19 protein-coding genes, 1 tRNA gene, 3 other RNA genes and 3 pseudogenes are annotated in these 24040 nt (G+C 61.0%); 11 read left to right on the top strand and 15 right to left on the bottom strand.

Translation table 11 applies throughout. From position 1 onward, the window contains the following. Positions 1-43 precede the first annotated feature (43 nt). The 3 genes and pseudogenes from J5I97_RS06390 (at position 44) to J5I97_RS06380 (ending at position 3081) form a co-directional block, all read left to right on the top strand. Positions 44-1397 (top strand): annotated as a pseudogene (locus J5I97_RS06390) (IS701 family transposase). Positions 1398-1692: 295 nt separating this feature from the next. Next, complete coding sequence (locus J5I97_RS06385) at positions 1693-2352, top strand: class I SAM-dependent methyltransferase (RefSeq protein ID WP_208590246.1); 660 nt, start codon at positions 1693-1695, stop codon at positions 2350-2352. A 528-nt stretch (positions 2353-2880) separates the two neighbouring features. Then, positions 2881-3081, top strand: a complete 201-nt coding sequence (locus J5I97_RS06380) for a KGG domain-containing protein (RefSeq protein WP_208591583.1) — start codon at positions 2881-2883, stop codon at positions 3079-3081. Positions 3082-3391: 310 nt separating this feature from the next. Here the strand turns inward: J5I97_RS06380 and J5I97_RS06375 are convergent. Beyond that, positions 3392-3467: non-coding RNA, sX9 sRNA (locus tag J5I97_RS06375), on the bottom strand. Between the two features lie 93 nt (positions 3468-3560). On the opposite strand from J5I97_RS06375, the gene J5I97_RS06370 reads away from it, so the two are divergent. From J5I97_RS06370 to J5I97_RS06360, 3 genes and pseudogenes are all read left to right on the top strand, one after another. Further along, positions 3561-3635, top strand: a non-coding RNA gene (locus tag J5I97_RS06370) — sX9 sRNA. A 74-nt stretch (positions 3636-3709) separates the two neighbouring features. Continuing rightward, a pseudogene (locus J5I97_RS06365) lies at positions 3710-3877 on the top strand (endonuclease); the annotation flags it as partial. Positions 3878-3941: 64 nt separating this feature from the next. Further along, positions 3942-4913, top strand: a complete 972-nt coding sequence (locus J5I97_RS06360) for an IS5 family transposase (RefSeq protein WP_208590244.1) — start codon at positions 3942-3944, stop codon at positions 4911-4913. 452 nt (positions 4914-5365) lie between these two features. On the opposite strand, the gene J5I97_RS06355 is transcribed toward J5I97_RS06360, so the two are convergent. Next, positions 5366-5641 carry a hypothetical protein gene (locus J5I97_RS06355; protein ID WP_208590242.1) on the bottom strand — a complete coding sequence of 92 codons (276 nt, stop codon included), beginning with the start codon at positions 5639-5641 and terminating at the stop codon, positions 5366-5368. Positions 5642-5886: 245 nt separating this feature from the next. Continuing rightward, a tRNA-Phe gene (locus tag J5I97_RS06350) sits at positions 5887-5962 on the bottom strand. A 182-nt stretch (positions 5963-6144) separates the two neighbouring features. Here J5I97_RS06350 and J5I97_RS06345 point away from each other — a divergent pair. The 5 genes from J5I97_RS06345 to dxs all read left to right on the top strand — a co-directional run bounded on the left by J5I97_RS06345 (position 6145) and on the right by dxs (position 12187). Next, entirely contained in the window at positions 6145-6681 is a 537-nt protein-coding gene (locus J5I97_RS06345; protein ID WP_208590240.1) for a lipocalin family protein, read from the top strand. Between the two features lie 104 nt (positions 6682-6785). After that, positions 6786-7262, top strand: coding sequence for an LEA type 2 family protein (locus tag J5I97_RS06340; RefSeq protein ID WP_208590238.1), 477 nt, complete (start codon positions 6786-6788; stop codon positions 7260-7262). 39 nt (positions 7263-7301) lie between these two features. Beyond that, positions 7302-9095, top strand: a complete 1794-nt coding sequence (locus J5I97_RS06335; RefSeq protein WP_208590236.1) for an acyl-CoA dehydrogenase C-terminal domain-containing protein — start codon at positions 7302-7304, stop codon at positions 9093-9095. 174 nt (positions 9096-9269) lie between these two features. After that, the gene (locus tag J5I97_RS06330) at positions 9270-9926 is read left to right on the top strand and encodes an HNH endonuclease (RefSeq protein WP_208590229.1); all 657 of its coding nucleotides are present in this window, start codon (positions 9270-9272) and stop codon (positions 9924-9926) included. A gap of 344 nt (positions 9927-10270) precedes the next feature. Continuing rightward, a complete protein-coding gene (gene dxs, locus J5I97_RS06325; RefSeq protein ID WP_208591582.1) occupies positions 10271-12187 on the top strand; it encodes a 1-deoxy-D-xylulose-5-phosphate synthase in 1917 nt (638 codons plus the stop codon). 4 nt (positions 12188-12191) lie between these two features. On the opposite strand, the gene J5I97_RS06320 is transcribed toward dxs, so the two are convergent. From J5I97_RS06320 to J5I97_RS06265, 12 genes and pseudogenes are all read right to left on the bottom strand, one after another. Next, positions 12192-12267, bottom strand: a non-coding RNA gene (locus tag J5I97_RS06320) — sX9 sRNA. A gap of 186 nt (positions 12268-12453) precedes the next feature. Continuing rightward, positions 12454-13266, bottom strand: a pseudogene (locus J5I97_RS06315) (TraB/GumN family protein); the annotation flags it as partial. Positions 13267-13409: 143 nt separating this feature from the next. Next, complete coding sequence (locus J5I97_RS06310; protein WP_208590227.1) at positions 13410-13871, bottom strand: cupin domain-containing protein; 462 nt, start codon at positions 13869-13871, stop codon at positions 13410-13412. Positions 13872-13905: 34 nt separating this feature from the next. Continuing rightward, a complete protein-coding gene (locus J5I97_RS06305) occupies positions 13906-14700 on the bottom strand; it encodes a WecB/TagA/CpsF family glycosyltransferase (RefSeq protein WP_208590225.1) in 795 nt (264 codons plus the stop codon). Positions 14701-14704: 4 nt separating this feature from the next. Continuing rightward, entirely contained in the window at positions 14705-15499 is a 795-nt protein-coding gene (locus J5I97_RS06300; RefSeq protein WP_208590223.1) for a polysaccharide pyruvyl transferase family protein, read from the bottom strand. 34 nt (positions 15500-15533) lie between these two features. After that, entirely contained in the window at positions 15534-16730 is a 1197-nt protein-coding gene (locus J5I97_RS06295; RefSeq protein ID WP_208590222.1) for a glycosyltransferase, read from the bottom strand. 64 nt (positions 16731-16794) lie between these two features. After that, complete coding sequence (locus J5I97_RS06290) at positions 16795-18279, bottom strand: lipopolysaccharide biosynthesis protein (protein WP_208590220.1); 1485 nt, start codon at positions 18277-18279, stop codon at positions 16795-16797. 17 nt (positions 18280-18296) lie between these two features. Further along, positions 18297-19346, bottom strand: coding sequence for a glycosyltransferase (locus J5I97_RS06285; RefSeq protein WP_208590218.1), 1050 nt, complete (start codon positions 19344-19346; stop codon positions 18297-18299). Next, positions 19343-20485, bottom strand: a complete 1143-nt coding sequence (locus J5I97_RS06280; RefSeq protein WP_208590216.1) for a glycosyltransferase family 4 protein — start codon at positions 20483-20485, stop codon at positions 19343-19345. The genes J5I97_RS06285 and J5I97_RS06280 overlap by 4 nt, the downstream gene beginning before the upstream one ends. Before the next feature lie 67 nt (positions 20486-20552). Next, the gene (locus tag J5I97_RS06275) at positions 20553-21641 is read right to left on the bottom strand and encodes an acyltransferase family protein (protein ID WP_208590214.1); all 1089 of its coding nucleotides are present in this window, start codon (positions 21639-21641) and stop codon (positions 20553-20555) included. 13 nt (positions 21642-21654) lie between these two features. Beyond that, positions 21655-22743 (bottom strand): acyltransferase family protein, encoded by a 1089-nt coding sequence (locus J5I97_RS06270; protein ID WP_208590212.1) that lies wholly within the window; start codon positions 22741-22743, stop codon positions 21655-21657. Continuing rightward, positions 22740-24029: a polysaccharide biosynthesis protein GumE gene (locus J5I97_RS06265; RefSeq protein ID WP_208591581.1), complete on the bottom strand. Its 1290-nt coding sequence runs from the start codon at positions 24027-24029 to the stop codon at positions 22740-22742. The genes J5I97_RS06270 and J5I97_RS06265 overlap by 4 nt, the downstream gene beginning before the upstream one ends. Between the last annotated feature and the right edge of the window lie 11 nt (positions 24030-24040).

Raw genomic sequence — 24040 nt, 5'->3', positions numbered from 1 at the left:
AATAGGTTATCCTGCAGGCAGTCTCTCCCACGGCGGGATCGTGATGGCCGCAGTCAGCAACAAAGCGCGTTTCTCCGCTTATCTCGATGAACTCTCCGCCGCGCTCGGTCATGCTGACCGCACTGCGGGCCTGCGAGGCGATTGCAGTGCGTTGATGCTGCCTTTGGAGCGCAAGAGTGTTGAGCCCCTGGCTGCTCATCTGGATCCGCTTCGAACCAGGGCTCGCCATCAAGCCTTGCACCACTTCGTGGCCAAATCAGAGTGGTCCGATGCGGCCATGTTGGAGCGGGTTCGTCAGTACGTTTCGTCGCTGCTGGATTTGAAAGACGAGGTGTACTGGATCGTGGACGACACGGGTTTTCGCAAGAAGGGCAGGCATTCGGTCGGTGTGGCCCGACAGGACTGCGGCGAGATCGGCAAGCAGGACAATTGCCAGGTGGCCGTGAGCGTATCGTTGGCGACGCCGGCAGCGAGCATTCCGATCGCTTTCAGGCTGTATCTGCCTGAAGACTGGGCCAGCGATGCAGCACGCCGGGGAAAAGCGGGAATTCCCCACGAGATTGAGTTCGCGACCAAACCGCAGATCGCACTGGCGCAGATGAAAGCAGCCCATGCCACGGGAGTGGCGCGCGGCACGGTATTGGCCGATGCAGCCTATGGCAGCAATACGGCCTGGCGTGACGCGCTGGCTTGCCTGGAACTGAACTATGCGGTGGGAATCGTGTCGAGCGTGAAAGTCTGGCCGCCCGGACAAAGGCCCGAATCGCCGGCGGCGTGGAAAGGCCAAGGCCGACCTCCGGTTCGCCATCGTCGTACAGCCGACCATCAGCCACAGTCGGTGCAAGCGCTGGCGCTGTCGTTACCCTGCCGCGCCTTCAGGACAGTCGCGTGGCGGGAAGGCAGCAACGCACCGTTGTCGGGACGTTTCGCCGCCGTACGCGTACGTGCAGCACGCAGCACAAGGTGATCGCTTGCGTCAGGAGGAATGGCTATTGATCGAATGGCCCAAAGGCCAAGACAGGCCGACCCGATACTTTCTGTCCAACCTGCCGGCAAACACGCCGCGCAAGGATCTGGTAAGGACGGTCAAGGCGCGCTGGCGGATTGAACGCGATTATCAGGATCTGAAACAGGAATTTGGCCTGGATCACTACGAAGGCCGTGGCTGGCGGGGCTTCCATCATCACGCGAGGTTATGCATCGCTGCCTATGGGTACCTGGTTGCTGAACGCTTGCGCGGGGCGCATCAAAAAAAACCCTCGGAATGCGCGGAATCTCCCTTACCCGAGAATTACCGACCGCGCGGCAAGGCAATCGCGCGCCCAGCGCCACGCGAGCGACTCGATCGCGACGCTGCGCTGGACAATCGCCATGGACATCGCAGCGGCACTACTTGACGTGATGCCTCCGCATCTGCGGATTTAATGACATAGTAGGATTAGCCGCTTTAAGAGCGCTAAAGAGCTGTGCGGCTATTGATCAGCTTGCGCCTCACGTTCCTGCATCCTGGCCTTGCCTAAGAGCGGCTAAACGCCACGCTGCACACCGACGCGCGCAGGCGTGCGTACGCGCTGTTTTGCCGTAGCATGCGCGGGCAGCAAGCAGCTCTTGCGCACCTTGCGGCCGTTCTGGCGCCGTTGCGCGCGTTCTTTCCACGCCAGCGCATCTGTCTGGCGACCATGCGATGTCACCATGCCGGGCTACCAGACCCAGATCCACCAGTTGACCTTCGGGCAGCTGACCTACGTCATCCGCGCGCTGGCGGACAAGCAGCAATACGCGGACCCCGATGAGAGCGCCGCCGAGGCCGGCATCTCATCGGCGCAGTGGAGCTTGTTCGGCCAGGTCTGGCCCGCCGGCCAGTTGTTGGCCGAAGCGATGGCCACGCGACCGATCGATGACAAGCGCATCCTCGAGCTTGGCTGCGGCCTGGGTCTTGCGAGTCTGGTGTTGCGCAGACGCGGCGCCGATGTGGTCGCCAGCGACCACCATCCGTTGGCGGAAGTGTTTCTGGCCTACAACGCGGCACTCAACGGGCTGGAATCGGTGCCGTATCGCCGTCTCGACTGGGACACCGGCGCGCCCAATATGGGCCAGTTCGACATGATGATCGCCAGCGACGTGCTCTACGAAACCCGCCATGCCACCATGCTGGCCAAGCTGATCCCCGAGCTCGCCAAACCCTCGTGCGAGATCGTCATCAGCGATCCCGGCCGTGGCAATGCCAACGCGCTGTCGCGCATGCTGGCGAATATCGGGTTTTCATTGATCGCCGGCGAACCTCAAGCATCGGCACAAGTGGCCAAGGCCCCACGTCTGTTCGTGTATCGCCGCAACCTGGACAACTGGTAGCCGGCAAGCGACTGATCGCGCTGCCGCCTCGTCATGGCGCAGGCGCGTAAGCAAACAACGCGATCGGCATGTGTGGATCGGCCGCTGTATCGCTGTATCCCTGTGCTCACTCATACGCATCGCCGTCGGGATATCTCGAGCATGCATTTCCCAGCTTTCGAGCATGCGCGTGTGGAACAGACGCGTGGAACAGAAACGTGCGGCGGCGGTCGTAGCGGAAGGTGATGTAGTCGGTCCAATGCTCGCCGCACGATACGCCGTTTGGGCCATGAAATTCGCGCAACGTCGCGCCGTCAACGTACAGTGCCTCATCGCAAGCACCTCGGTGGCCAACATACTGTCGAGCGACAGCGGCATTCGTTCGCCCCGGCGCGTTTTTCGGTCGTGAAAACAAATCATCAAGCAGCTTGGCGGCTCACGCGTGATTGTCGCAACGCCTACGTCAGATTGATGCGTTCGGGGCGATGCTGGCCTCGCACCACCTACTCCAGTGGCGCACTCCCCAGCCAACGAAAACGAGAAATTCCAATGGCAAATCAGAACGACAACAAAGGTGGCACCAGTAACCGCGGTTTTGCTTCGATGGACGAAGAAAAGCAGCGCGAAATCGCCGCAAAGGGCGGCAAGGCAGCGCATGAAAGTGGCAACGCGCATGAATTCACGTCGAAAGAAGCGCGCGAAGCCGGCAAGAAAGGCGGCCAAGCAAGCGGCGGCGGCAATAACCGCTAACTAACGCAACGCTTCAAGTAATGCGGCGCTTTCGGAAGGGCTTCAACTCTTCCGGAAGCGCATTTTTTATGCAGGCTGCACGGCGTTTCATCTCATCAGACACCACCCCGGCACGATCGCGCCCGATGAGAAATTTCGCTCCGAGCCCGATTGCCCGATCACGATTAAGCGTGCATGCGTCTGTGCTGCACGAGGCAAACATATTCACACAACTCGATACGCTGCGGCAGCATTTCAAGGCGAGCCGTAGCATGTACTCGTGGCACGTACTAAGAGTGGCTAACAAAACCACTGCGCAGCCATTAAGAGCGGCTAACAAAACGTAGCAAGCAGTCGTCAGGTGGGTGCGGACGGGGCTGAGCAACCGCAGAGTGCACGTGGTAAATGCAGATGCCGGGCACCGGCCGCGCCCGCCTGGCGGTGAGCGCAGTCGTTTTGTTAGCCGCTCTAAGCGGGCGCGGCCGGTGCTCGGAATTTGCATTTACCACTCGTACACTGCGGTTGCTCTGCCCGTCCGCATCCACCTGACGACTGCTCGCTACGTTTTGTTAGCCGCTCTAAATGAACCCGCCGCGGCCTCAGTTCTGTCAACTACGCCTATCACGAGTACCTGCACAGCGCGCTGAAGATATTGCCAACCACGCCCGGTGTCTATCTCTTCCAAGAAGACGGCCGCGAGCTGCCGCTATATATCGGCAAGAGCGTCAATCTGCGGGTGCGGGTGATGGATCATTTTCGTACGCTGCGCGAAGCATCGTTGTTGCGTCAGACCCGTCGCGTCAGCGTTGTCGAAATCTAGGGAAGCTCTGAACAACGCCCCCAGATGCGCGACACTACACACCTACGTTGAGGAGTGATCCATGCAACTGACGTTTGGTGACGCCGAGGGCCTGGGTAAGCGCAAGCAGACCCGCCGGGAAATCTTCCTAGCCGAGATGGAGCAGGTCGTTCCGTGGCAGCGGTTGCTTGCGCTGATCGCACCGCACTATCCGGCGTCGGGACGGCCAGGTCGGCAGCCGTACGCACTGGCCACGATGTTGCGGATTCATCTACTGCAACAGTGGTACGCGCTGAGCGATCCGGCGATGGAAGAAGCGTTGCATGAGATCCCGAGCTTGCGGCGTTTTGCCCAGCTCGGTGGGTTGGACAACGTTCCTGACGAGACCACGATTCTCAATTTTCGTCGTTTGCTGGAGACCCATGGCCTGGCCGCGCGGATGCTGGAAGCGGTCAACGCGCATCTGGCGCGCAAGGGTCAAAGTCTGCGCTCGGGCACGATCGTCGATGCAACCCTGATCGCTGCGCCCAGTTCGACCAAGAACGCTGACCACGCGCGCGATCCTGAGATGCACCAGACCAAGAAAGGCAAGCAATATTACTTCGGGATGAAAGCGCACATTGGAGTAGACGATGTGTCCGGGTTGGTGCACCACGTGGAATGCACGGCGGCCAACGTTGCCGATATCACGCAGGCGCACAAGCTGCTGCATGGCAAGGAAGACACGCTCAGCGGGGATAGCGGTTACACGGGGCTGGACAAGCGCGCGGAGATGGCGCGCAAGCGCAAGTTGCGCTACCTGATTGCAGAGAAGCCGTCCAAGCTCAAGCAGATCAAGAACGCGCGCGAGTTGCAGTGGGCCCAGCGCTGGGAGCACACCAAGGCCAGCCTGCGGGCGAAGGTGGAACATCCATTTCGGGTGATCAAACGCCAGTTTGGTTACGTCAAGATCCGCTATCGCGGCCTAGCGAAGAATACCGCGCAGGTGCTGACGCTGTTTGCGCTATCCAATCTATGGATGGTGCGCCGGCAGTTATTGCCGGCCAAGGCATAATGCTGTCCGGCGGCAGCTGAAGCCGCCAGATAAGCGCAAAATCTCGTCTTACATACCCAATTTACGCGTTACTGGCGCTCTCTATGCTGATATTTTTAGGTGTTGAGAGTTGTTCAGACCTTCCCTAGGCGCGCAGCTGCTGAAATCGTTGGAAACGCATTTGCATTGCGTGGCGCTTCTGTAAGCGACAGGAAGACACAGTGCAGTGGTTTCGACCCGCGACGCCGCTGCAAGGCGCGCACGTATGTAGCAAGAACGGATCACACACGTAAGAAGCCAGATGACTTGAAATCGAGGATCTTTTTTGCGTGACGATAACGACACCAGGCTGTGGCGCTGTATGAAACATGCGCCGGAGGTGACAGGTGTGCGGAGCCTTCCTGCATGACGCATCATCCTGGGCTTTCCTGAGTGACCGACGCATCCGCCTTCTGATCATTCGCAGCGCCTCGTTAGCTGCTCTGGATCTGGCAACTTCGGTATTCCTTCGGGTCCAGAAACTCCGCCAGACAGGAGCCGACACGCAGCGCTTGCTCGCGTGCATCGCCGCGATACTCGCCCTGCCCCGCGCCCTCGATCGTGGCTACGGGCGACGCACGATCGCGGTGGTAGACGAAGGCGGTCGAGAGCCACAGGGTCGCGCAGGAGGCTTGGCTTTCCAATGTCTCTACGCGGAATTCACCGCAGTAGCCGTGGATCAATGTGCGTCGAAGTGTCTTATGCGTCATGTGCGCAAGTATCGCTACGCGCATTTGAAGACCGCGTGGAAAACCGCCCTCGTTTCGCAGGCTGTACCACTGCCGCGCTCGCAAGCCGCGAAACCACGCGTACCTGCGCGACCAAGACTGAGCTACGGACATGCCCAAGAAAACCGCCCACACGAAATGGAGCATGTCTGGCGCAATCGAGCAAAACTAAAAAACCGAACCGGTCTTGATAATAACCGGAAAGCCTGCGAATCAAGGCTTGGAAATGGTGGCCGAGGACGGAATCGAACCGCCGACACGGGGATTTTCAATCCCCTGCTCTACCAACTGAGCTACTCGGCCACTATCGCAACATGCCTGCCTGCGTTGCGAGGACGCGAATCATAGCGAGCAGGCGCAGTTTGGGCAAGCGTTGTGACGAACTTTGGCGCAGGACGGCGTCGGCACTCTCGGGTTTCTTGCACCGGTTCACGCCGCGCAGCGGGGTGGATGGCCTAGCCTGCGCGCGTCCATCGGAGATTGTCATGCGCCTGCCCCGCCTGCTGTTGTCGTTCGTCGCTTTGCTGCCGCTGACTACGTTCGCGCAACAGCCGGTGCGTGCGGTGCCGCAGCTGGACATCTCACGCTACGCCGGGCAGTGGCACGAAATCGCACACCTACCGGTGTCGTTTCAGAAGAAGTGCCGCAGCGACATCACCGCCAGCTACACCTTGCGCGACGATGGCTTGATCGGTGTGCGCAACCGCTGCCGCACCGCCGATGGCGGCTTGACCCAGGCCGAAGGCATGGCCCGCCCGGTTGATGGCCAGCCTGGACAATTGCAGGTGCGCTTCGCCCCGGAATGGCTGAGTTGGCTGCCGTTGGTGTGGGCCGACTACTGGGTAATCGCGCTCGACCCGGATTACCAATGGGCGGTGATCGGCGAGCCGGATCGCGAGTACCTGTGGATCTTGTCGCGCTCGCCGCACATGCAGCGCACACAGTTCGAACAACTCAAGACCCAGGCCACGCAGATGGGTTACGACCTGTCGCCACTGATCGTGGCCGCACCGTTGTTCTGACCTCACTGCCTGCCCAGCCACCTGCGACGCGCGCAAGCCGCAAGGTAGCGACCGTACTGCGTAGTATTCTTGACGCCGTCTCATCCCGCCAAGGAACCGAGTACATGCGTCGTGCCTATCGCCTTCTTCTCGTTTGGCTGGCCTGCAGCCTGCTGCTGAGCGCCTGCGGTGGCGCGGTGCGCCGGGTCTCCGAACCTGCGGCCAGCATCCAGCAGCTCACCGTACTTCCCGATGGCGCGTGGTCGGTCGACCTGCGGCTGCAGAACTACAGCAGCATCCCGATGCAGTTCGAGCGTGTGGCGCTGGAGATCTCCGCAGGCGAACAGGTGGCCGGCAAGCTCGACCAGGCCGTAGGCATTTCGATCGGGCCGGAAACCGCCGACGTGGTGACCGTCGACCTGCAACCAACCTCATTGGGGCGCATCACTGTGGCCGACGTGCTCGCTGGCGGACGCTCGCTGCCGTACACGCTCAAGGGCACGGTGTGGGCGACCCCGCAGGACAAAAAGCAGCGCGATTTCAGCGTCGAGTCACGCAATACGCTCAGCCCGGCCCCCGGCCTCAACGGCGTGCTGCGCTGACGCGCATGCCTCCCCGCATCCGCTTCTTAAGGATCCCGCATGAGCAACTACACCGCCCCACTGACCGATTTCCGCTTCGCCCTGCACGACGTGCTCGGCGCCGACGCCCTGTTCGCACGGCTCGGCTATACCGACGCCAGCGCCGACATCATCGACGCCGTGCTCGAAGAGGCCGGCCGCTTCACCTCACAGGTGCTGGCGCCGCTCAACAGCATCGGCGATGAAATCGGCTGCGCGTTCGACAAGAGCACCCATGCGGTGACCACCCCACCCGGCTTCCGTACGGCTTACGACCAGTTTGTCGAAGGCGGCTGGAACGGGCTGACCGCCCAGACGCAGTTCGGTGGTCAGGGCATGCCGCACACGCTGGGCGTACCGCTGAGCGAAATGATCAACGCCGCCAACCTGGCCTGGGGTAATTTCCCGCTGCTCTCGCACGGCGCGATGGAAGCGCTGCGCCAGCACGGCCAGAACTGGCAAAAGGACATTTTCCTCAAGCCGCTGATCGACGGCCGCTGGACCGCCACCATGTGCCTGACCGAGCCGCATTGCGGCACCGATCTGGGCCTGCTCAAGACCCGCGCCGAACCCAGTGCCGACGGCAGCTACGCCATCACCGGTACCAAGATCTTCATCACCGCCGGCGAGCACGACCTCACCGACAACATTGTACATCTGGTGCTCGCCAAGCTGCCGGATGCACCGGCCGGCGCCAAGGGCATCTCGCTGTTCGTCACCCCCAAGTTCAAGGTAGACCGTGACGGCACCGTGGGCGGGCGCAATGCCCTGTACTGCGGCTCGATCGAGCACAAGATGGGCATCAAGGGCTCGGTGACCTGCGTGATGAACTTCGAGGGCGCACAGGGCTATCTGGTCGGCCAACCGCACAAAGGCTTGCAGGCCATGTTTACCATGATGAACACCGCCCGCCTGGGCGTGGGCCTGCAAGGCATCGGCCTGTCGGAGCGCGCCTACCAGAACGCGCTGCGTTACACCCGCGAGCGTCTGCAATCGCGCGCGCTCAGCGGCGCCAAGTTCCCCCATAAGCCGGCCGACCCGATCATCGTGCATCCGGACGTGCGCCGCATGCTGCTGACCATCAAGTCGCTGACCGAAGGTAGCCGGCTGCTAGCGTTGCACGCTGCCAGCTTGGTCGACGTCAGCCACCGCGGGCAAAGCGAGCGGGAACGTGCCGATGCCGAGACGCTGGTGAGCTTTCTCACCCCGATTTCCAAGGCCTGCCAGACCGAGTGGTCGATCGAGAATACCTACCACGCGCTGCAGTGCTTCGGCGGCCATGGCTACATCCGCGAATACGGCATGGAACAGCTGGCCCGCGATGCGCGCATCACCACCATCTACGAAGGCACTACCGGCATCCAGGCGCTGGACCTGATCGGCCGCAAGACCGCCGCCAGCCAAGCTGCCGGGTTGAAGTTGTTCCTGGCCGATGTCGAAACCTTCGCCAATGCGCAGGACGGCAATGCCGCGCTGGCGGAGTTCATCAAGCCACTGCGCGACAAGTGCAGCGAGTGGGCAATGCTGACCCGCGAGGTGCTCGATCGCTCCGCCCGCAACCCGGACGAACTCGGCGCTGCCAGCTACGACTATCTGTTTTATTCCGGCTACGTGGTGCTGGCGTACTGGTGGGCGCGCAGCGTGGCCGCTGCCGACGCCTCCACGCACAGCGAAGATTTCAAGCGCTCCAAGCGCGAGACCGCACGCTTCTATTTCGCACGCGTCCTGCCGCGCACGCTGACTCACGCCTCCACCATCCGCAGCGGCGCCGCACCGCTGATGACGCTGGAGGCGGAGCTGTTCGGCGAAGGCTGAGCACGCCTGCCCTTGTCTGCTGCAGCGCCGCGTAAAATGCAGGCGCAGCGACAAGCGCTTGACCGCGACCACGCTCCGCCAAGATCACCGGCACACACAAGCGCACATGGACGAACCGATCCACCCAACTGCGATACACAAATTGTCAACGATCAGGTATAAGCTGTTTTACCGATGGAGACAGACACGAACACAGGTGATGTGATCGTCCTCGGAGGCAATTGCGCTCCGGTCACGGGCAGCGCTGTCGCTGCGGTCCAGCGGCTTTCTACCCTGCGACTGCTCTCGCTCGATGCGCATGGCCGCGTACTTGACTGGATCAACTGGCAAGATGCCGCCTGTTTGTATGCGCGCGACGCGGTGTCGTGGACGCTGGGCGAGCCCTGCATGCAGATTCATGGCGGCACCTCGCGCCTGACCGGCGAGCGCAGCACGCTGGAATTGCACCCCATCATTGCCGCGCGCGGCCATGCCCGCTCGCGTGCGCTGGACCCGACCCCGACGCTCAGCAACTCTGCCTTGTTCGCGCGCGACTTGCAGCTGTGCATGTATTGCGGCCAGCATTTCAGCCGCCCCCATCTGACTCGCGATCACGTGATGCCGGTGTCCAAGGGCGGCCGCGACAGCTGGGAAAACGTGGTAACCGCCTGCTTCCAGTGCAACTCGCGCAAGGCCAATCGCACCCCGCAGCAGGCGCATATGCCGCTGCTGGCGGTGCCCTACCGACCGAGCTGGATCGAGCATCTGATCCTGTCCAACCGCAACATCCTCTCCGATCAAATGGCCTTTCTGCGGGCGCAGCTGCCTAAGCGCTCGAAGCTGTCGCTTTAAGGCAGCTGATCCATTGTCCGGCCTGTCCATCGCTGTAAGCGATGGTCTGATCGCCGCAAACAAACATGCGTGATTTGAGCGCAACGATTCAACGCGTTGTCCGTCCAGCGCATCGTGGTGCTCGGATTCGGATAACGACCCAGCAATAATGTGGACATCCGCACGGACGTCGCGTAGTCCGCACCGCGCCTGGGTGCGGCAGATTGCCGCAGGCGCATACGATCGCTGCGCGTCTGAGCGTTGACGGTATGCGCCGCCATCACTTCCCGCTGATAGCTGAACCGATTTACTTGCCGGGCCTTCGCATGGGGAGGACAATGCGGCTTCAGAATATTGACGCGATGATGATCGACTCCACCCGCTATCCGCGCCTGTCCCGCATCCAGACTCCCGACGATCTGCGTCGCTTCGATGAGGCCGAGCTCACGGCGATCGCCGAAGAGCTGCGGTCCTACCTGATCGAGTCGGTGGGCAAGAGCGGTGGGCACTTCGCGGCCGGCCTGGGCGTAATCGAACTCACTGTCGCCCTGCATTACCTGTATCAGACTCCGGTCGATCAACTGGTGTGGGACGTCGGTCATCAGACCTATCCGCACAAGATCCTTACCGGCCGGCGCGACCAGATCCACACGGTCAAGCAGAAGGACGGCGTTGCGCCGTTCCCCAAGCGCGAAGAAAGCATCTACGACACCTTTGGCGTCGGCCATTCGTCCACCTCGATCTCGGCCGCGCTCGGCATGGCGATCGCCACCCAGCGCAACGGCGACGATCGCAAAGTAGTGGCAGTGATCGGCGATGGCGCCATGACCGCCGGCATGGTCTATGAAGCACTCAACCACGCCGGCGGCATGGACCCGGAGCCGAACCTGCTGGTGATCCTCAACGACAACCGCATGTCGATCTCCGAAGCGGTCGGCGGGCTGACCAAGATGCTCGGCCGTGCCAGCGGCAGCCGCACCCTCAACGCCATCCGCGAGGGCGGCAAAAAGATCCTCGGCAACAAGAAGAACAATCCCACGGCGCGCTTCGTGCGGCGTTGGGAAGAACACTGGAAAGGCATGTTCGTGCCGTCCACGTTGTTCGAAGAAATGGGCTTCCACTACACCGGCCCGATCGACGGACACGACCTGCCCGGCCTGGTCGGCGCACTGAAGACCTTGAAGACACTCAAGGGCCCGCAGTTACTGCACGTCATCACCACCAAGGGCAAGGGTTACGAACTGGCCGAAGGAGATCAGATCGGCTACCACGCGGTCGGTCCGTTCGATCCGAGCACGGGTCTGGTGGCCAATGCCGGCGCCAGGAAGCCGACCTACACCGATGTCTTCAGCGACTGGGTCTGCGACATGGCCGCAGCCGAGCCCACGCTGTTAGTGATCACCCCGGCGATGCGCGAAGGCTCGGGCCTGGTGCGTTTCAGCAAGGAATACCCGCAGCGCTATTTCGACGTGGCGATCGCCGAGCAGCACGCAGTTACGCTGGCGGCGGGCATGGCGACCCAGGGTGCCAAACCGGTGGTGGCGATCTATTCCACCTTCCTACAGCGCGGCTACGACCAGTTGGTGCACGACGTGGCGGTGCAGCAGCTGGACGTGCTGTTTGCGATCGATCGCGGTGGCGTGGTGGGCCCGGACGGTGCCACCCACGCCGGCAATCTGGATCTGAGCTTCCTGCGCTGCGTGCCGCATATGGTGGTGATGGCGCCGGCCGACGAAGCCGAGTGCCGTCAGATGCTGACCACCGGCGTGCGTTACGAAGGCCCGGCCGCGGTGCGCTACCCGCGCGGCACCGGCCCCGGTATTGCACTCGACACTTCGCTTGCCACCCTGCCGATCGGCAAGGCACAGCTGCGCCACAGCGGCGCAGGCATCGCTCTTCTCGGCTTCGGCGCGACTGTGGAAGCAGCAGAAGCGGTGGGACGCGAACTGGGCCTGACCGTGGTCAACATGCGCTTCGTCAAACCGCTCGACAAGGCGATGCTGCTGGAACTAGCCAAGACCCACGAAGGCTTTGTCACCATCGAAGACAACGTCATCGCCGGTGGCGCCGGCTCGGGCGTGTCGGAACTGCTCAATGCCCAGGGCATCACCCTGCCGATGCTGCACCTGGGCCTGCCCGACAGCTTCCAGCACCACGCCAGCCGCGAAGATCTGCTGGCCGAGGCCGGCATCGACCATGCCGGCATTCGTGCCGCCGTGCTCAAGCGCTGGCCGCAGCTGATGCTTGGCAGCAAGCCGTCGTTGAACACTGCTGCGGGCTGAGAGCGGCTAACAAAACGTAGCGAGCAGTCGTCAGGTGGGTGCTCACGGCGCGGAGGAACCGGAGTGTACGCGTGGTACATGACGATTCCGAGCACCGGCCGCTCCCGCCTGGCGGTGAGCGCAGTCGTTTTGTTAACCGCTCTAAAGGGCAACTGCGCTGAACGCCAAGCGGACCCAGCTCTGCTCGCAGTGGCTCGCTCCCAAAAGGCCGCAGCGGGCTGATTCATGGCCGTGTCCTCAAGGTGCATCCACCCCTTCATAGCCCCACGCGCCAGATACCCGTCCGGCGCCGTTACCCGGCTGATCGGCAAGACGGCGAAGATGCTGCGATTGCGTTGCAGCGTGGTGGTGGCGATGCTTAACCAGCGCTGGCGCATGCGGCGTTCCAGATCGTCGATGCCGCGCTTTTGGGCTGCGCCAGACCTAGCCATTGCAATCGTGCAGGCTGCCTGCGGATCTTCGCGCGGCAGCCGACGCAATGCCTCGCTATCGCCAACCGATCCCAGGCATTGGCGCGTTTGTTCGACAATCGTGGGCAAATCGCGCTCCACTGTGATCAGGATACTGCGGAAGCATGCGGTATCATCCATACCGCCAGCGCGGAACTCCTTGATGCTCTGGCGCGGATCCTTGATCTTGTAATCCAGCGCCGTCGGTATCGGCTTGATGCCCGCACGCTTGGCGGCGCGATCCATCACCGACCAGATTACGGGCTAGCGGGCCAGACCGGAGCGCTTGATCGCTGCCCGATACAACTCACCGGCAGCAGTCACGGACGCTTGCGCTCTAAGGCCGCGATCGCTGCCGATATAGCGCGCCTTGACCAGGCTCCAGCGCCCATCAGATCAGCCGGCAATACCTCGTGCAGTTCGCGACCGTCTTGGTCCTGCATGGACTCAGGGCGGAAGGCAACAAGGTTAGTTTGCCGAAAAACCCCATATTCGCATCCACCTGCACGGTCGGCACCATCAGCAACTGCTGGGACTCGTCTCCACGTCGGTCGATTGCCACTACAGCCGCTTGGGCAATGGCGACAGATTGCCCAAGATCCATAGATCGCCCTTGTTGACCTTCCACAAACAGCGACACCAGCATCAAGCCGCTCCCGATACGCTGCCTTGCGTCGCATCACGTGCCGCACCCTGTGTTTGACACGGACACTACGCCAAGCCGGCGACCGCCACGTTCGGGAAGCGTTCGGTCGCGCGCTTGCAGCGGTGGCTCAGCGTGGGACGAGCGTTGCCAGGTGCGCAGCCAGTGGGGACGTAAGGTCGAGCAGCGCAAATCCTTCCCAGACGAATCCTGGCGATACCGTGCAGCCGACCAGGGTAAAGTCGCCGAGCGAACGCGCCGCCTGCCAGCATCCGGCAGGCACCACCTGCATCGGTTCGCCACGCTCGGCAGCATCCAGAATCAAGCGCTGCAAGTGCCGGTTGGATTCATCGTAGATCAGCAGTTCCAACGCGTCGCCTTGTTGCCAATGCCAACTTTCTTCCGCGTCCACGCGGTGCCATGCGCTGCAATCGCCAGCACTGAGCAGAAAGCGGATCGCCGTCAGCGCCGGGCGTGCCTGCGCGTTATCTGTGACCCGGCGTGCAGAAGCATACGTGCGACGATAATGCCCGCCTTCCGGATGCGGGTCGAGGTCGAGCGAACGGATCAGGGCAGCGGCGGTCGGATGCATGCGTACATGCTAGGCCAGACTCCGCTGCCACGCATCACGGCAAGTGCTTGCCCGCGCGCAGACAGGTACGGAAGAACACCAGCAGATCCCAGCTATAACGCTTAAGCAGACGGCGCGGCTCGTTGAGCAACCGATACATCCATTCCAGATGCAGGCGACGCACCCAATTAGGAGCGCGCTTGGCGGTGCCGGACAAAAAGTCGAGCAATGCACCAACACCGAACACCAGCGGCACATTCAGCGCATGGCTGTGATCGAGGATCCAGCGCTCCTGCAACGGATTGCCGAACGCCACCAGCAGCACATCGGCACCCGAGCGATTGATGCGCTCGGCCAGGCCCTCGCCTGCTGCGGCAAACTCACCATAGCCGTCGCACATGCCAACTACCTGTTGCCCGAGCGTGCCAGTCAAGGTCGCCGCTGCAGTCTTGCCCACGCCGGGGCGCCCGCCCAACAGGAAGAACTTCAGTGGCTGCGCGCTTTCGCGGCACAGATAGGGAATCAGGTCGGTGCCGTTGAGATTGCCGGCGAAGCGGCGACCGTGGATCAGCCGCGCCGCCAAGTCCATCCCGATTCCATCGTTGACAATGCGCACGCTGGGCTCGCGCATGCGCATCCGCAGCGCCTGGCACTGCACGATGAAGTTGGTATTGGCAAAGAAAACCCGACGCGGCTGATGGGCCGCCAGCGCATGGAACAAGTCGAGCGCAAAGGCTTCTTGCGTTGTAGACAACACCGGAAATCCGCCCAGAGGAATCACCACACCTGGCGGTGTCGTGCCGTTGGCGACTGTCGTTGTTTCCACATCCACGCGCTGGCTCTGCATCATCGAATCACCAAAGGTCGTAAGGAAATGCGGCCAGCAGCCCGGCCTGTATTTTTTTCAGATCGAAATCGCCGTTACCGCCCAGATCCAGACACTCTTCCAAACTGTTGCCGGAGTGCCACTCCATGCGCCCGGTGCCGTTGTAGTAATCGTCGTACTTGAAGCGATCTTCGCCATTGCACCAGTCCAAATATACCGCCGGGATCCCGTAGGCCTCAGCAAGAATCAACCCGTGCAACGAACTGCTGATCACCAGCTCGGCGCCCAGCAATGCACCCATGAAGGTTGCCGGCTTGACGTTGGGAAACACCAGGTGATCTGCGTACGCGCTGTATTTCTCGACTGGCTCGTTAAAGTGCGGCACGATGGCGAAAGGACGCTTCTTCACAGCGCCAAGCGCGTCGGCGGGGAAGAACATCGGCGTCAGCAGACCAGGGTCGCCATACACCTCAGGGACGGCGATGCCACGATCGACGAGAAACTTGCGCGTCTTCGGCCCACGCACCGCACGTACATCGAGCGCGCTGAAGGTATTTTTCTCGGCAGCAATCTTGCCGTTGATGCCGCTGCCCCAGACGGTGTCGCCATCTTTGGCGAAATGCAGCACCGACCCGATCGCGATCAATTTCTTGCTGAGATCGCGCTTTTCAATAAGCGTCTTGTCCTGCAAGGAAAGGACACAGGAGACGATCACCTTGGACAGGTAATCCCCCATGTTTACGCCAGAGGTCTTGGGCTGCCACCAGAACAGTGCGCGACGTTCTGCATACTCTACCCACTTCTGCAGCAAGACTTTGGCCATAACGAATTGAGTGTCCTAAATAGTGAGTTTCTACTTAATGCGAGAGCGCGGTCGTCGAAGAAACTTGCACAGCTGCGTTCTGATGCGGATACAGGCGGGTTTCCGGATACGCACCGGGATCCAACACGCGATCGGTAGTGTCGGACCAATTCAGGCACTGGCGATAACGCACACGCGGTGCTTCCAAGGCCCGGCTAACTGCCGCAATGACAGAGTCAGCGTTGCCGGGAGTGTAGCCGAAACGTGACTGATACGGCCCAACGACAGCGTTCGGGCAGACCGCAGGCAGGCCAAAAAAGTCGTACTGCAATAGCTTCATCGAGCTATCGGCCAGATAGATAGGCACTTGCTCGGACGCATAGGGTGCGATCCCGAAACGCGCATGCTTGATGTAGCCAATCGTCTCGGCGTGCTTCATCTCGCCATAGACGACCACGTTGTCGCCGTATCCAGAATGACGGCCCATGCCAGAACCGATCACATGAAAGGTGACCTGGGGAAAAGCCTTGCCGGCAACGACAAAAAATTCCGGATCGAACAACATCGAACCTACAGCCACAGCGTGGATGCCATCGCCGTACGGCGATGGATCGCCTAACTGGTCCAGGTTGTGATCCACACCATGGCCTACGTGATAGACGTTATCGCGACTTGCCACCTCGTCTGCCATCGCTGGCGACACGAGCGCAATCACGTCGAGCTTGGGCGCCACCCGGTCGAACTCACGTTCGATGTAGGACGCAACATTGATCGTGCTCAACCCATCGGATGCGCGATACACCAACTTCGCTGCCGGATTGACACGCTTGGCAAGTTCGACGAAAGCGACCGCAATGCCGCTCTCGAACACGATCACATCCGCCTCGCGCATCCAGTCGAGCAACTGACGTGGCGGGTGCGCGGCATACCAGCGAAACATGGCATCTTCGACCGAACGTAACCATCCACGACGCGTATTGAACGGATGCACCGTCGTGCGCCACAGATAGCAATCCACGCCCTTATGCGACACAACGGTGTTCGCGGTGTCATCCAGCGGCAGTCGCATATCGCCTTTCATGCGAGACAATCTGCTGTAACGCAGCGAGAAAAACCGTGTCGTACCACGTAACGCGAGCTGATCGGTAATGAAATGAATATTGGCGCGCCGTGGTGTGCGGTAATCGTGGGCGGACAAGACCAGATAGCAAGGCCGGCGAATGCCGGAAGCGGCGGCGGGTGTATCGCTCATGGGCCGTATCCTATAAATGAGTAGGAAAGAGCATGACCGACTGCGGGCGAAGACACTATCGATCTCATCGACGTGCCTTGGCCTGTGTCAGCAACTTGCGGATGTTAACGATGGAAATCACGTCGCGGCGGAATGCGGGCCAGATCGCAAAAGCGAGCAGACAAACTGCGGACATCGCGACCGCGCCAACGACCAGTTGCTGCCACAGCGGGCCACTGACCGTGGTGGATGCGTAGTAAGCGCAGACGCCTGCCAGGCCATACGCCGTCATCGCGCGCACGGCATTGGTGAACAGTGCGGCTACCGGCGCGTCGGAAATCTTGCCGACCCAGACCAGCGACAACGGCCAGATCAACAGCAAACCGAACGAATAACCGATCGCCACGCCCATCGCACCCCAGCGCGAACCGACAAAGATGCAGCCAATCAGCACGATGCGGCTGACCAGCGAGAACATCAACTGCGCGCGCATCAAACCCCTGGCGAGGAACACCCAGTATGTCGCGTAGGACGCCGTCTGGAAAATACCGCCCAGCGTCAGTACCTGGAACAGCGGCACTGCCTCGCGCCACTGTTTGCCAAGCACCAGAACGATCAACGGCATGGCCAGCGCGCAGGCGAAGGAGAACAGTGCAAAGATCAGGTGCGCCATCACCGTCTGCCCGCGCAGCAGGAATGCGCTGAAGCGCTCGCGATCGTCCTGCAGTTGCGACAACACCGGCAACGCGACACTGGTGGCAGGCGCATTGATCTGGTTCAACGGCATCATCAGCAACTGGAACGCGCGGTTGTACAGACCCAACGCGTCCGGACCGGTCCGCCAACCGATGATGACCTGGCCCACATTGCGACTGGCGTAACCCAGCAACTGCGCGGCCATCAGATTCCAGCCGAAGCTCATGAAATCGCGCATCGGCGCGGAACGCTGATACCCGCCCGGCAACCAACGTGCGCAGCTCGCGGCGATGATGAAATTGACGATGGCTTGCACGACCTGCTGAATCACCAAGGCCCAATACCCCCAGCCCAGCAATGCGGCAGCAACCGCCGCGACCAAACCCAGCACCTGCGAGCCAACGTCGCTGAGCGCAACCTGGCCAAAGCGCAGACCACGGCTCAAATGCGCGCGGTACTGCGTGGTCATGCCGTTGATCAGGAAGGTCACCGCCAGCGCCTGGGAAATCGTCATCAGGACCGGTTCTTTGTAGAAGTTCGCGATCAGATGCGCCGATGCGTACACCACTACCGACAGCGACAAACCAATGCCGCTGTTGATCCAGAACAGATTGTCACGTTGCTCGCGACTGACATGCTTGGCCTGTACCGCAGCGGCAGACAGACCGAAATCACGCAGGATTTCGGCAGCGCCAACGATGGCGGTCACCATCGCCATCAAACCGTAGTCGTATGGTGTCAGTAACCGCGCCAGCAGAATGATGCCGCCGAACTGCACGACCATCTTGGCCGACTGCCCAAGCATGGTCACCGCTGCGCCACCGGCAGCGCGCGAACCCAGGCTGCGCTGCGGTGGCGGCGTATGAGGTGGCATCGTCGAGGTCTCTGCGGTCACAGCGCTGCGTCTCCATCTTTGCCCAGCGCTTCCAGATACGTGCGGTAATGCAACTGCCCGATCCGCGGCCAATCGCGTTGCGAAAGATCCGGTACCGGACTGCGCGGCGCAGCACGTACCTTGTCCAGCATGCCGGTCAGCAGCGCCGAATCGAAGTCGCCCTCATACAAGAACACCCAGCCCGGGCCGACTTCCTCGGCGATGGCCGCATTCGACTCGCTCCACGGCGCCAGTACCGGGCGCGCCAGCGACAACGCCAGTAACAACGTGCCGGAGTTGTGCATCTGTCGATACGGCAACACCACCAACTCGGCCTCGCTGACTTCACGCGCGAGCACCGGCTCTTCGACATAGGCCAGCAGTGCGCTGATACGCGAGTCCTGCGCGCAGGCGTTTTCGACCAACTTACGCATCTGCGGCGTCGCGGGATTGCCGACGATGCGCAGATGCACGCGCGAATCGTTCACCTCGCGCATGACCTCCAGCAGCGTTTCGACGCCTTTGTATGGGCGAATCAGACCGAAGTGCAGCAAGCGCCCCGGAACTGCGATGCCCTGATCCATTGTCGCAAACCAGTCGCGATAGTGACCGTGCAGGATGGTGTCGGTGAACGGCGGACGCGGCGGCGTGGTCGCATTGATACGGATCCAGCGACGCGTCAAACGATCGATCCAGCGCAACAGGCTGCGCTCGCGCCATCCACGGTCCTCATGCGGCGCCAGGTTGTGCAAAGTGCGCACGACCGGCGTGCCGGTCAGCTGCAGCTTGAGCAACAACAACGCTGCGCAGACTTGCTTGGCCAAGGTGCCCGCAGCGGAAGGGTGGCGCAGCAGGTACTCGGGCCAATGCAGATGCAGCACGTCATAGCGCGACAGCAACGCATCGCGCATCGAAAAGAAGCGCGGCTGCACCGCAGCGGGCAGCGCGTCGTAGAGCTGGGTCAGATACGGGTTGGTGCTGGCATCGGGCTTGGGGGTGGAGAACAACACCGTGACCTTCGGCTGGACGGCTGCACGCGTCATCGATGGGGACGCAAGCGCGCTCATCGCACCACCTCCTGCACGCGAGCTGCGCCCAATGCAATGTGGTATTCGTCGATGTAGCGCCCAACCACATGTTTCCAATCGTAGCGACTGACGTAGGCCATCGACGCAACACGACGCGTGTCGAAGTCGACATCGGCTTGGAGCGCGAGCGCCTGCACTTGATCGGCCGCAGCCTCGATCTTGTCGCGATTGACGATCACGCCCTGACCCGACTCGCTGGCAAGCCGCACGAACGGCGGTATATCACTGAGAATCGGAATCAGGCCCGCGCTCATCGCCTCTACCGCGGCAATACCAAACCCCTCATGCCCCGACAGGCACACAAAGAACTGCGCCTGGCGCATCAAGGCGCACAGCTGCTGCTGCGACGGCGACATGCTCAACTGCACCTTGTCTTGCAGCCCACGCTCAGCGATCGCCTTGCGCAAGTCGGCCTCCTTCAGATCGTATTCGCGACCGGCAATGATCAGCCGCCACTGCGTGTCGCGCTTGAGTGCGGCCTGCAGCAACTCCAGCGTTTCGATCAGCCCCTTGTTCACCGACCAACGTCCGAAATAAAGCATCGTCCGCCCTGGCGTCGCTGCGCCCTGCCCTGCGTATTTCTCCACATCCACACCGTTTTCGATCACCCGCAGCCGCGCCCGCGACACGACTTTGGCGAATAGATCGCCATCGTTCTCGCTGGTCGCGATCACACGCGCATAGGCCAGCGCCGAGGTGCGGGTGAGCGTTTGGAACCAAAGTTGCTTCATGCCCGATGCGTACGCGGTGTGGAAAAATCCACCGTGCGTGGACACCACCATCGGCTTGCCGTGTAGCGGCTTGGTCAGCGCCAGATAGTCGTAGAAGAAATCGATGCCGTGCAGATGCACCAGATCCGCCGAGCGAATTGCGCTGAGTACTGACGGTGCCAACGGATAGCGCGACGATCCGTGATAGCCGATACGACGGATCGGAAGACCCTGATGCATTTCCTGCGCCGCGAGGTGCACGTCCGGATCGGTAAATACACGGTCCAGAGTAACGATCTCCACCGTGTCGGCACTGTTGGCTTGATGTTGGCGGGCAACATTGAGAACGACTTCCTCCATACCTCCGATCGAAGGATGGAATTGGCGGACGACATGTACCACTTTCATTACGCCAATCTCCTGTGCCAGCAACGCGCAATCATTTGCTGCGACGGCTGATGATTTTGAAAACTCGTCATTTACGTTTCAACCCCAACATCCAGGGCGCCGCACGCACCAGCACAGCGCGCATCGGCACACATGCAGCGATCGCAAACATACACAGCCCCATCGCCCAAGCAGGTGTACCGATCGTGCTACGTGCAATCACTCCCGTTCGTGCCACCACGCTGGTGACCACCAGGAATACCATCGTGTGCGTACACAGAATCAGCAAGGTATTGGTACCGATCCACTGCACCCACCGCCAGCGCCGGATGAAGTAAGCCACGCACAGCGTCATCGCAGTCCCCAGCAAGCTGACCAGCAAAAACAGCGCCGCCGAATGCCCGAACTGCAGGTTGTTCACGTCCACCTGCCCATTCAAGCCGGCCAGCAACCACCATGCCGCTGAGATCACTGGCAGTGCCAATGCCCAAACCAGTAACCCAAACGAGCGCAGCGCATCGGCAAAGCGCGACAGCCAGCCGCCTACTGCAATGAAGAATAGTGCAACAGGCAAGACATCCAGCACAAAAGGCAGACGCAGATGCAGCGACGGAAACCAAACGGCCCATGCCAATGCAAGCGGCAGACTGAGCGCAGCCACCACGGTCGTATTCAGGCGCTCACGCAGTGCAATGTAGGCTAGCGTTGTGGCAGCCAACGCGGGCAAAAACCACAGCGCCGGAAGCACATACAAACTGGACCCATTGGCCCATAACAAGCCAAAAAACGGGTCCCACCACGGGCGAGCCTGCGCATGCGGCGCTGGCTTATCAAACAGGGCCGTCAGCACCCACAACGCATAGGCAACCAGGAAAAAAGCAAGGTAGGGAACCAATAGCGTGCGCCCCAACTTCGCTAGCGTCGCTACATTCAAGGCACGGCGACCGAAGCGCTCACCCACCCAACCGGAGAGCACAAAGAACAGCGGAACATGAAAGCTGTAAGCGAACAGCTTGTACGCCAGAGGCATTCCGCTAGCGTGTCCCAACACGACCAGAACGATCGCCAGCGCTTTTGCTGCATCGATCTGCCAATCACGCGTCACGGCAGGTGCCGGCTTGGCATTTGCCAGGGTATTCTTGTGCCCAGCATTCGTGGAATACGGTGCAGTTGTCATGCCGCAGCCCCTGTCATGCCACCACCGGACGGGCACCCAACGTCCAGGGAGCAAAACGCATCAACACCCAGCGCAGCGGTACACACGCGACCAAGGCGAAGAGCGTAACAAACACCGCCCAACCCAACCCTGGGCGCGACGCGCCGAACCCACCGGACAAGGCCGCAACCCCGGACAGCGCAAAGAACACCAGCATATGGGTGCAAAGAATCAAAAGCGTGTTGCGGCCGATCCACTGCACCCAGGCCCAGCTCTGCACCAGCCGTGCTGCACACATCACCATCAACGCGCCCAGCACCGCACTCACCAGGAACAACACGTGGTTACGCCCGAATTCCAGCATATTGAGATCGATCCGCCCGTTCGCGTCCGCAAGCCAAGCCACCGGCACTGCCAGCAACAGCGTCGCAAGCGCGCTGCCAGGCAAGGACTTCGGCAGGCGCGGCGAAAAGTAGATCAGCAATGCACCCAGTGCATAGAAGCACAGCGACACCGGTAGAACATCCAAGCCGAAAAAAATCCGCACGCGCTGCGCAGGAAACCAGTTCATCCAGAACCACGCCACGATCAACGACGCCACCGCGATCAGCATCGGCGACATCCAGCGGCGTAGCACAACGTAACCCACTACGGTGACCAGCATCACCGGCAGAAACCACAGCGGGGGCTGCACGTACAGGTCCGGGCCGATGCCGGTAAACATCGAGACGATCGGCTCCCACCACGGGTGACTTCCCCAGCGCGCAGCTTTTTCGCCGATGTTGCGTGTCAGCAACCAATACACATAGCCCAGCAGATAGAACGTGACATACGTCAACAGCAGACTGCGCGCCTGCTTGCCGACCGTCTGCGACAACCCCGTCCGCGACGCATAGCCAGCCGCCAGCCATCCCGACACCATGAAAAACAGCGGCACATGGAAACTGTAAGCGAACAACGTCATGCCCTGCGGGACACCCTTGGCTTGGCAGAACACCACCAACAGGATGGCGATCGCCTTGGCGGCATCGATGCGCGGATCGCGTGCGCGCCCGGTGTTTGCAGCGTGCGCGCCAGCCGCAGGCCATGCCGACAGCGACGCAGGCGTTGCCGTCACACTCATCGCGCCGCTCCCGCACGCAATGGCAACTGCCCGCCATTCGCCGTTGAATCATCATTGATCGGATCGTTGGGCGTCATAGGCGCAGACCAGGTCGGCAGCATGTGCCACAGGCAACCGCAGACGAACCACCACAGGGCCGAAGTCTTGATTGAGAAGTAGCCGTTGGACACCAGTAGACTCAGCGCGAACGCGAAAATGGCCAGGTTCTTGAACAGCTGGCCTTCCTTGCTCGGCATTAATAGCAAGAACGAATACGACAACAGAAACGCCAGCACGCCCACGATCGATTGCGATGCAATGAAGTACGAAATTCCGCTGTCGAAATAACGATATGCCTGCGCAAAATCCAGGCCCATCCATGACTTGAACGACAGGTTATTCATCGAGTGAACCGTGAAGAACACCCGCCCCATTGTGGTGTCCTGATACGCCGTGATTCCGGTGAACCAAACCAGCAACCACGCCGTCATGATTACCACCAGGAACACCAGGAATGCTAATCGCTGATCCAGGCGTTTCAACAACGGCGACAGCAAGACCATCAGCACGCAGGTACCAGCGGCTAATCTTCCATCCGAGGCCACGATCATGAAGCCGATCAAGCCCACCGACAGGATCAGCATCGAGGGCCGCATCCAGCGCCAGAACACGAGCACGATCGCAGTGAAGAAGCAAATGTAATTGCCCATCGTCACCGGCTCGATGAATATCGAGGAGGCACGCGGCAGATTGGAGCCCGGCAGAAAGTTGCGCTCGCCCGGTCGCGTCGCACTGACGAACAGATTGCTGTCTTCGTTCCAGAACCCTTCGGCGCTCATGCCACGCGCATTGACGAAGAAGCTCTTTGGATTAACCAGATCACCGTACGCGCTCGGCATCGCCAGTTCGAAGGCCGCAACCAGCGAGACGATGATGGTCATGCGAATGAACAACTTTGGCAGCGAACCGGTGTAGCCTGAACCTAACACGACGAAAGCGAACGCTACAAGCGCATCGCGAAAAAACTTTGGGTCGATCTGCCAGTTCACCAAAAAGCGCACGAACATCAAAGTAACAATCAGCCCCAAGCCACTGATGACCAATGCGATGCGCTTGCGGCTCATTGAACCCAGACCAAGCACAAAACAGGCCGCGTAGACCATGAACTCGACCACATAGGTGACCGCCGGGCGCACTGCGAACACGTTGGCGTTGATCAAGGCCAGCACCAGATTGTAACCCACGCCGACCAATAGCGTGAGCTCGATCAATGAGTTGTGCCAGCGGACGCGGGTCTCATCGCTCATTCGGATCAGCA

This window comes from Xanthomonas fragariae, from assembly GCF_017603965.1.
Taxonomy (GTDB): Bacteria; Pseudomonadota; Gammaproteobacteria; order Xanthomonadales; family Xanthomonadaceae; genus Xanthomonas; species Xanthomonas fragariae_A.
Note: the sequence above shows the minus strand (reverse complement) of the source record. Positions and strands in the feature narration are given on the sequence as shown.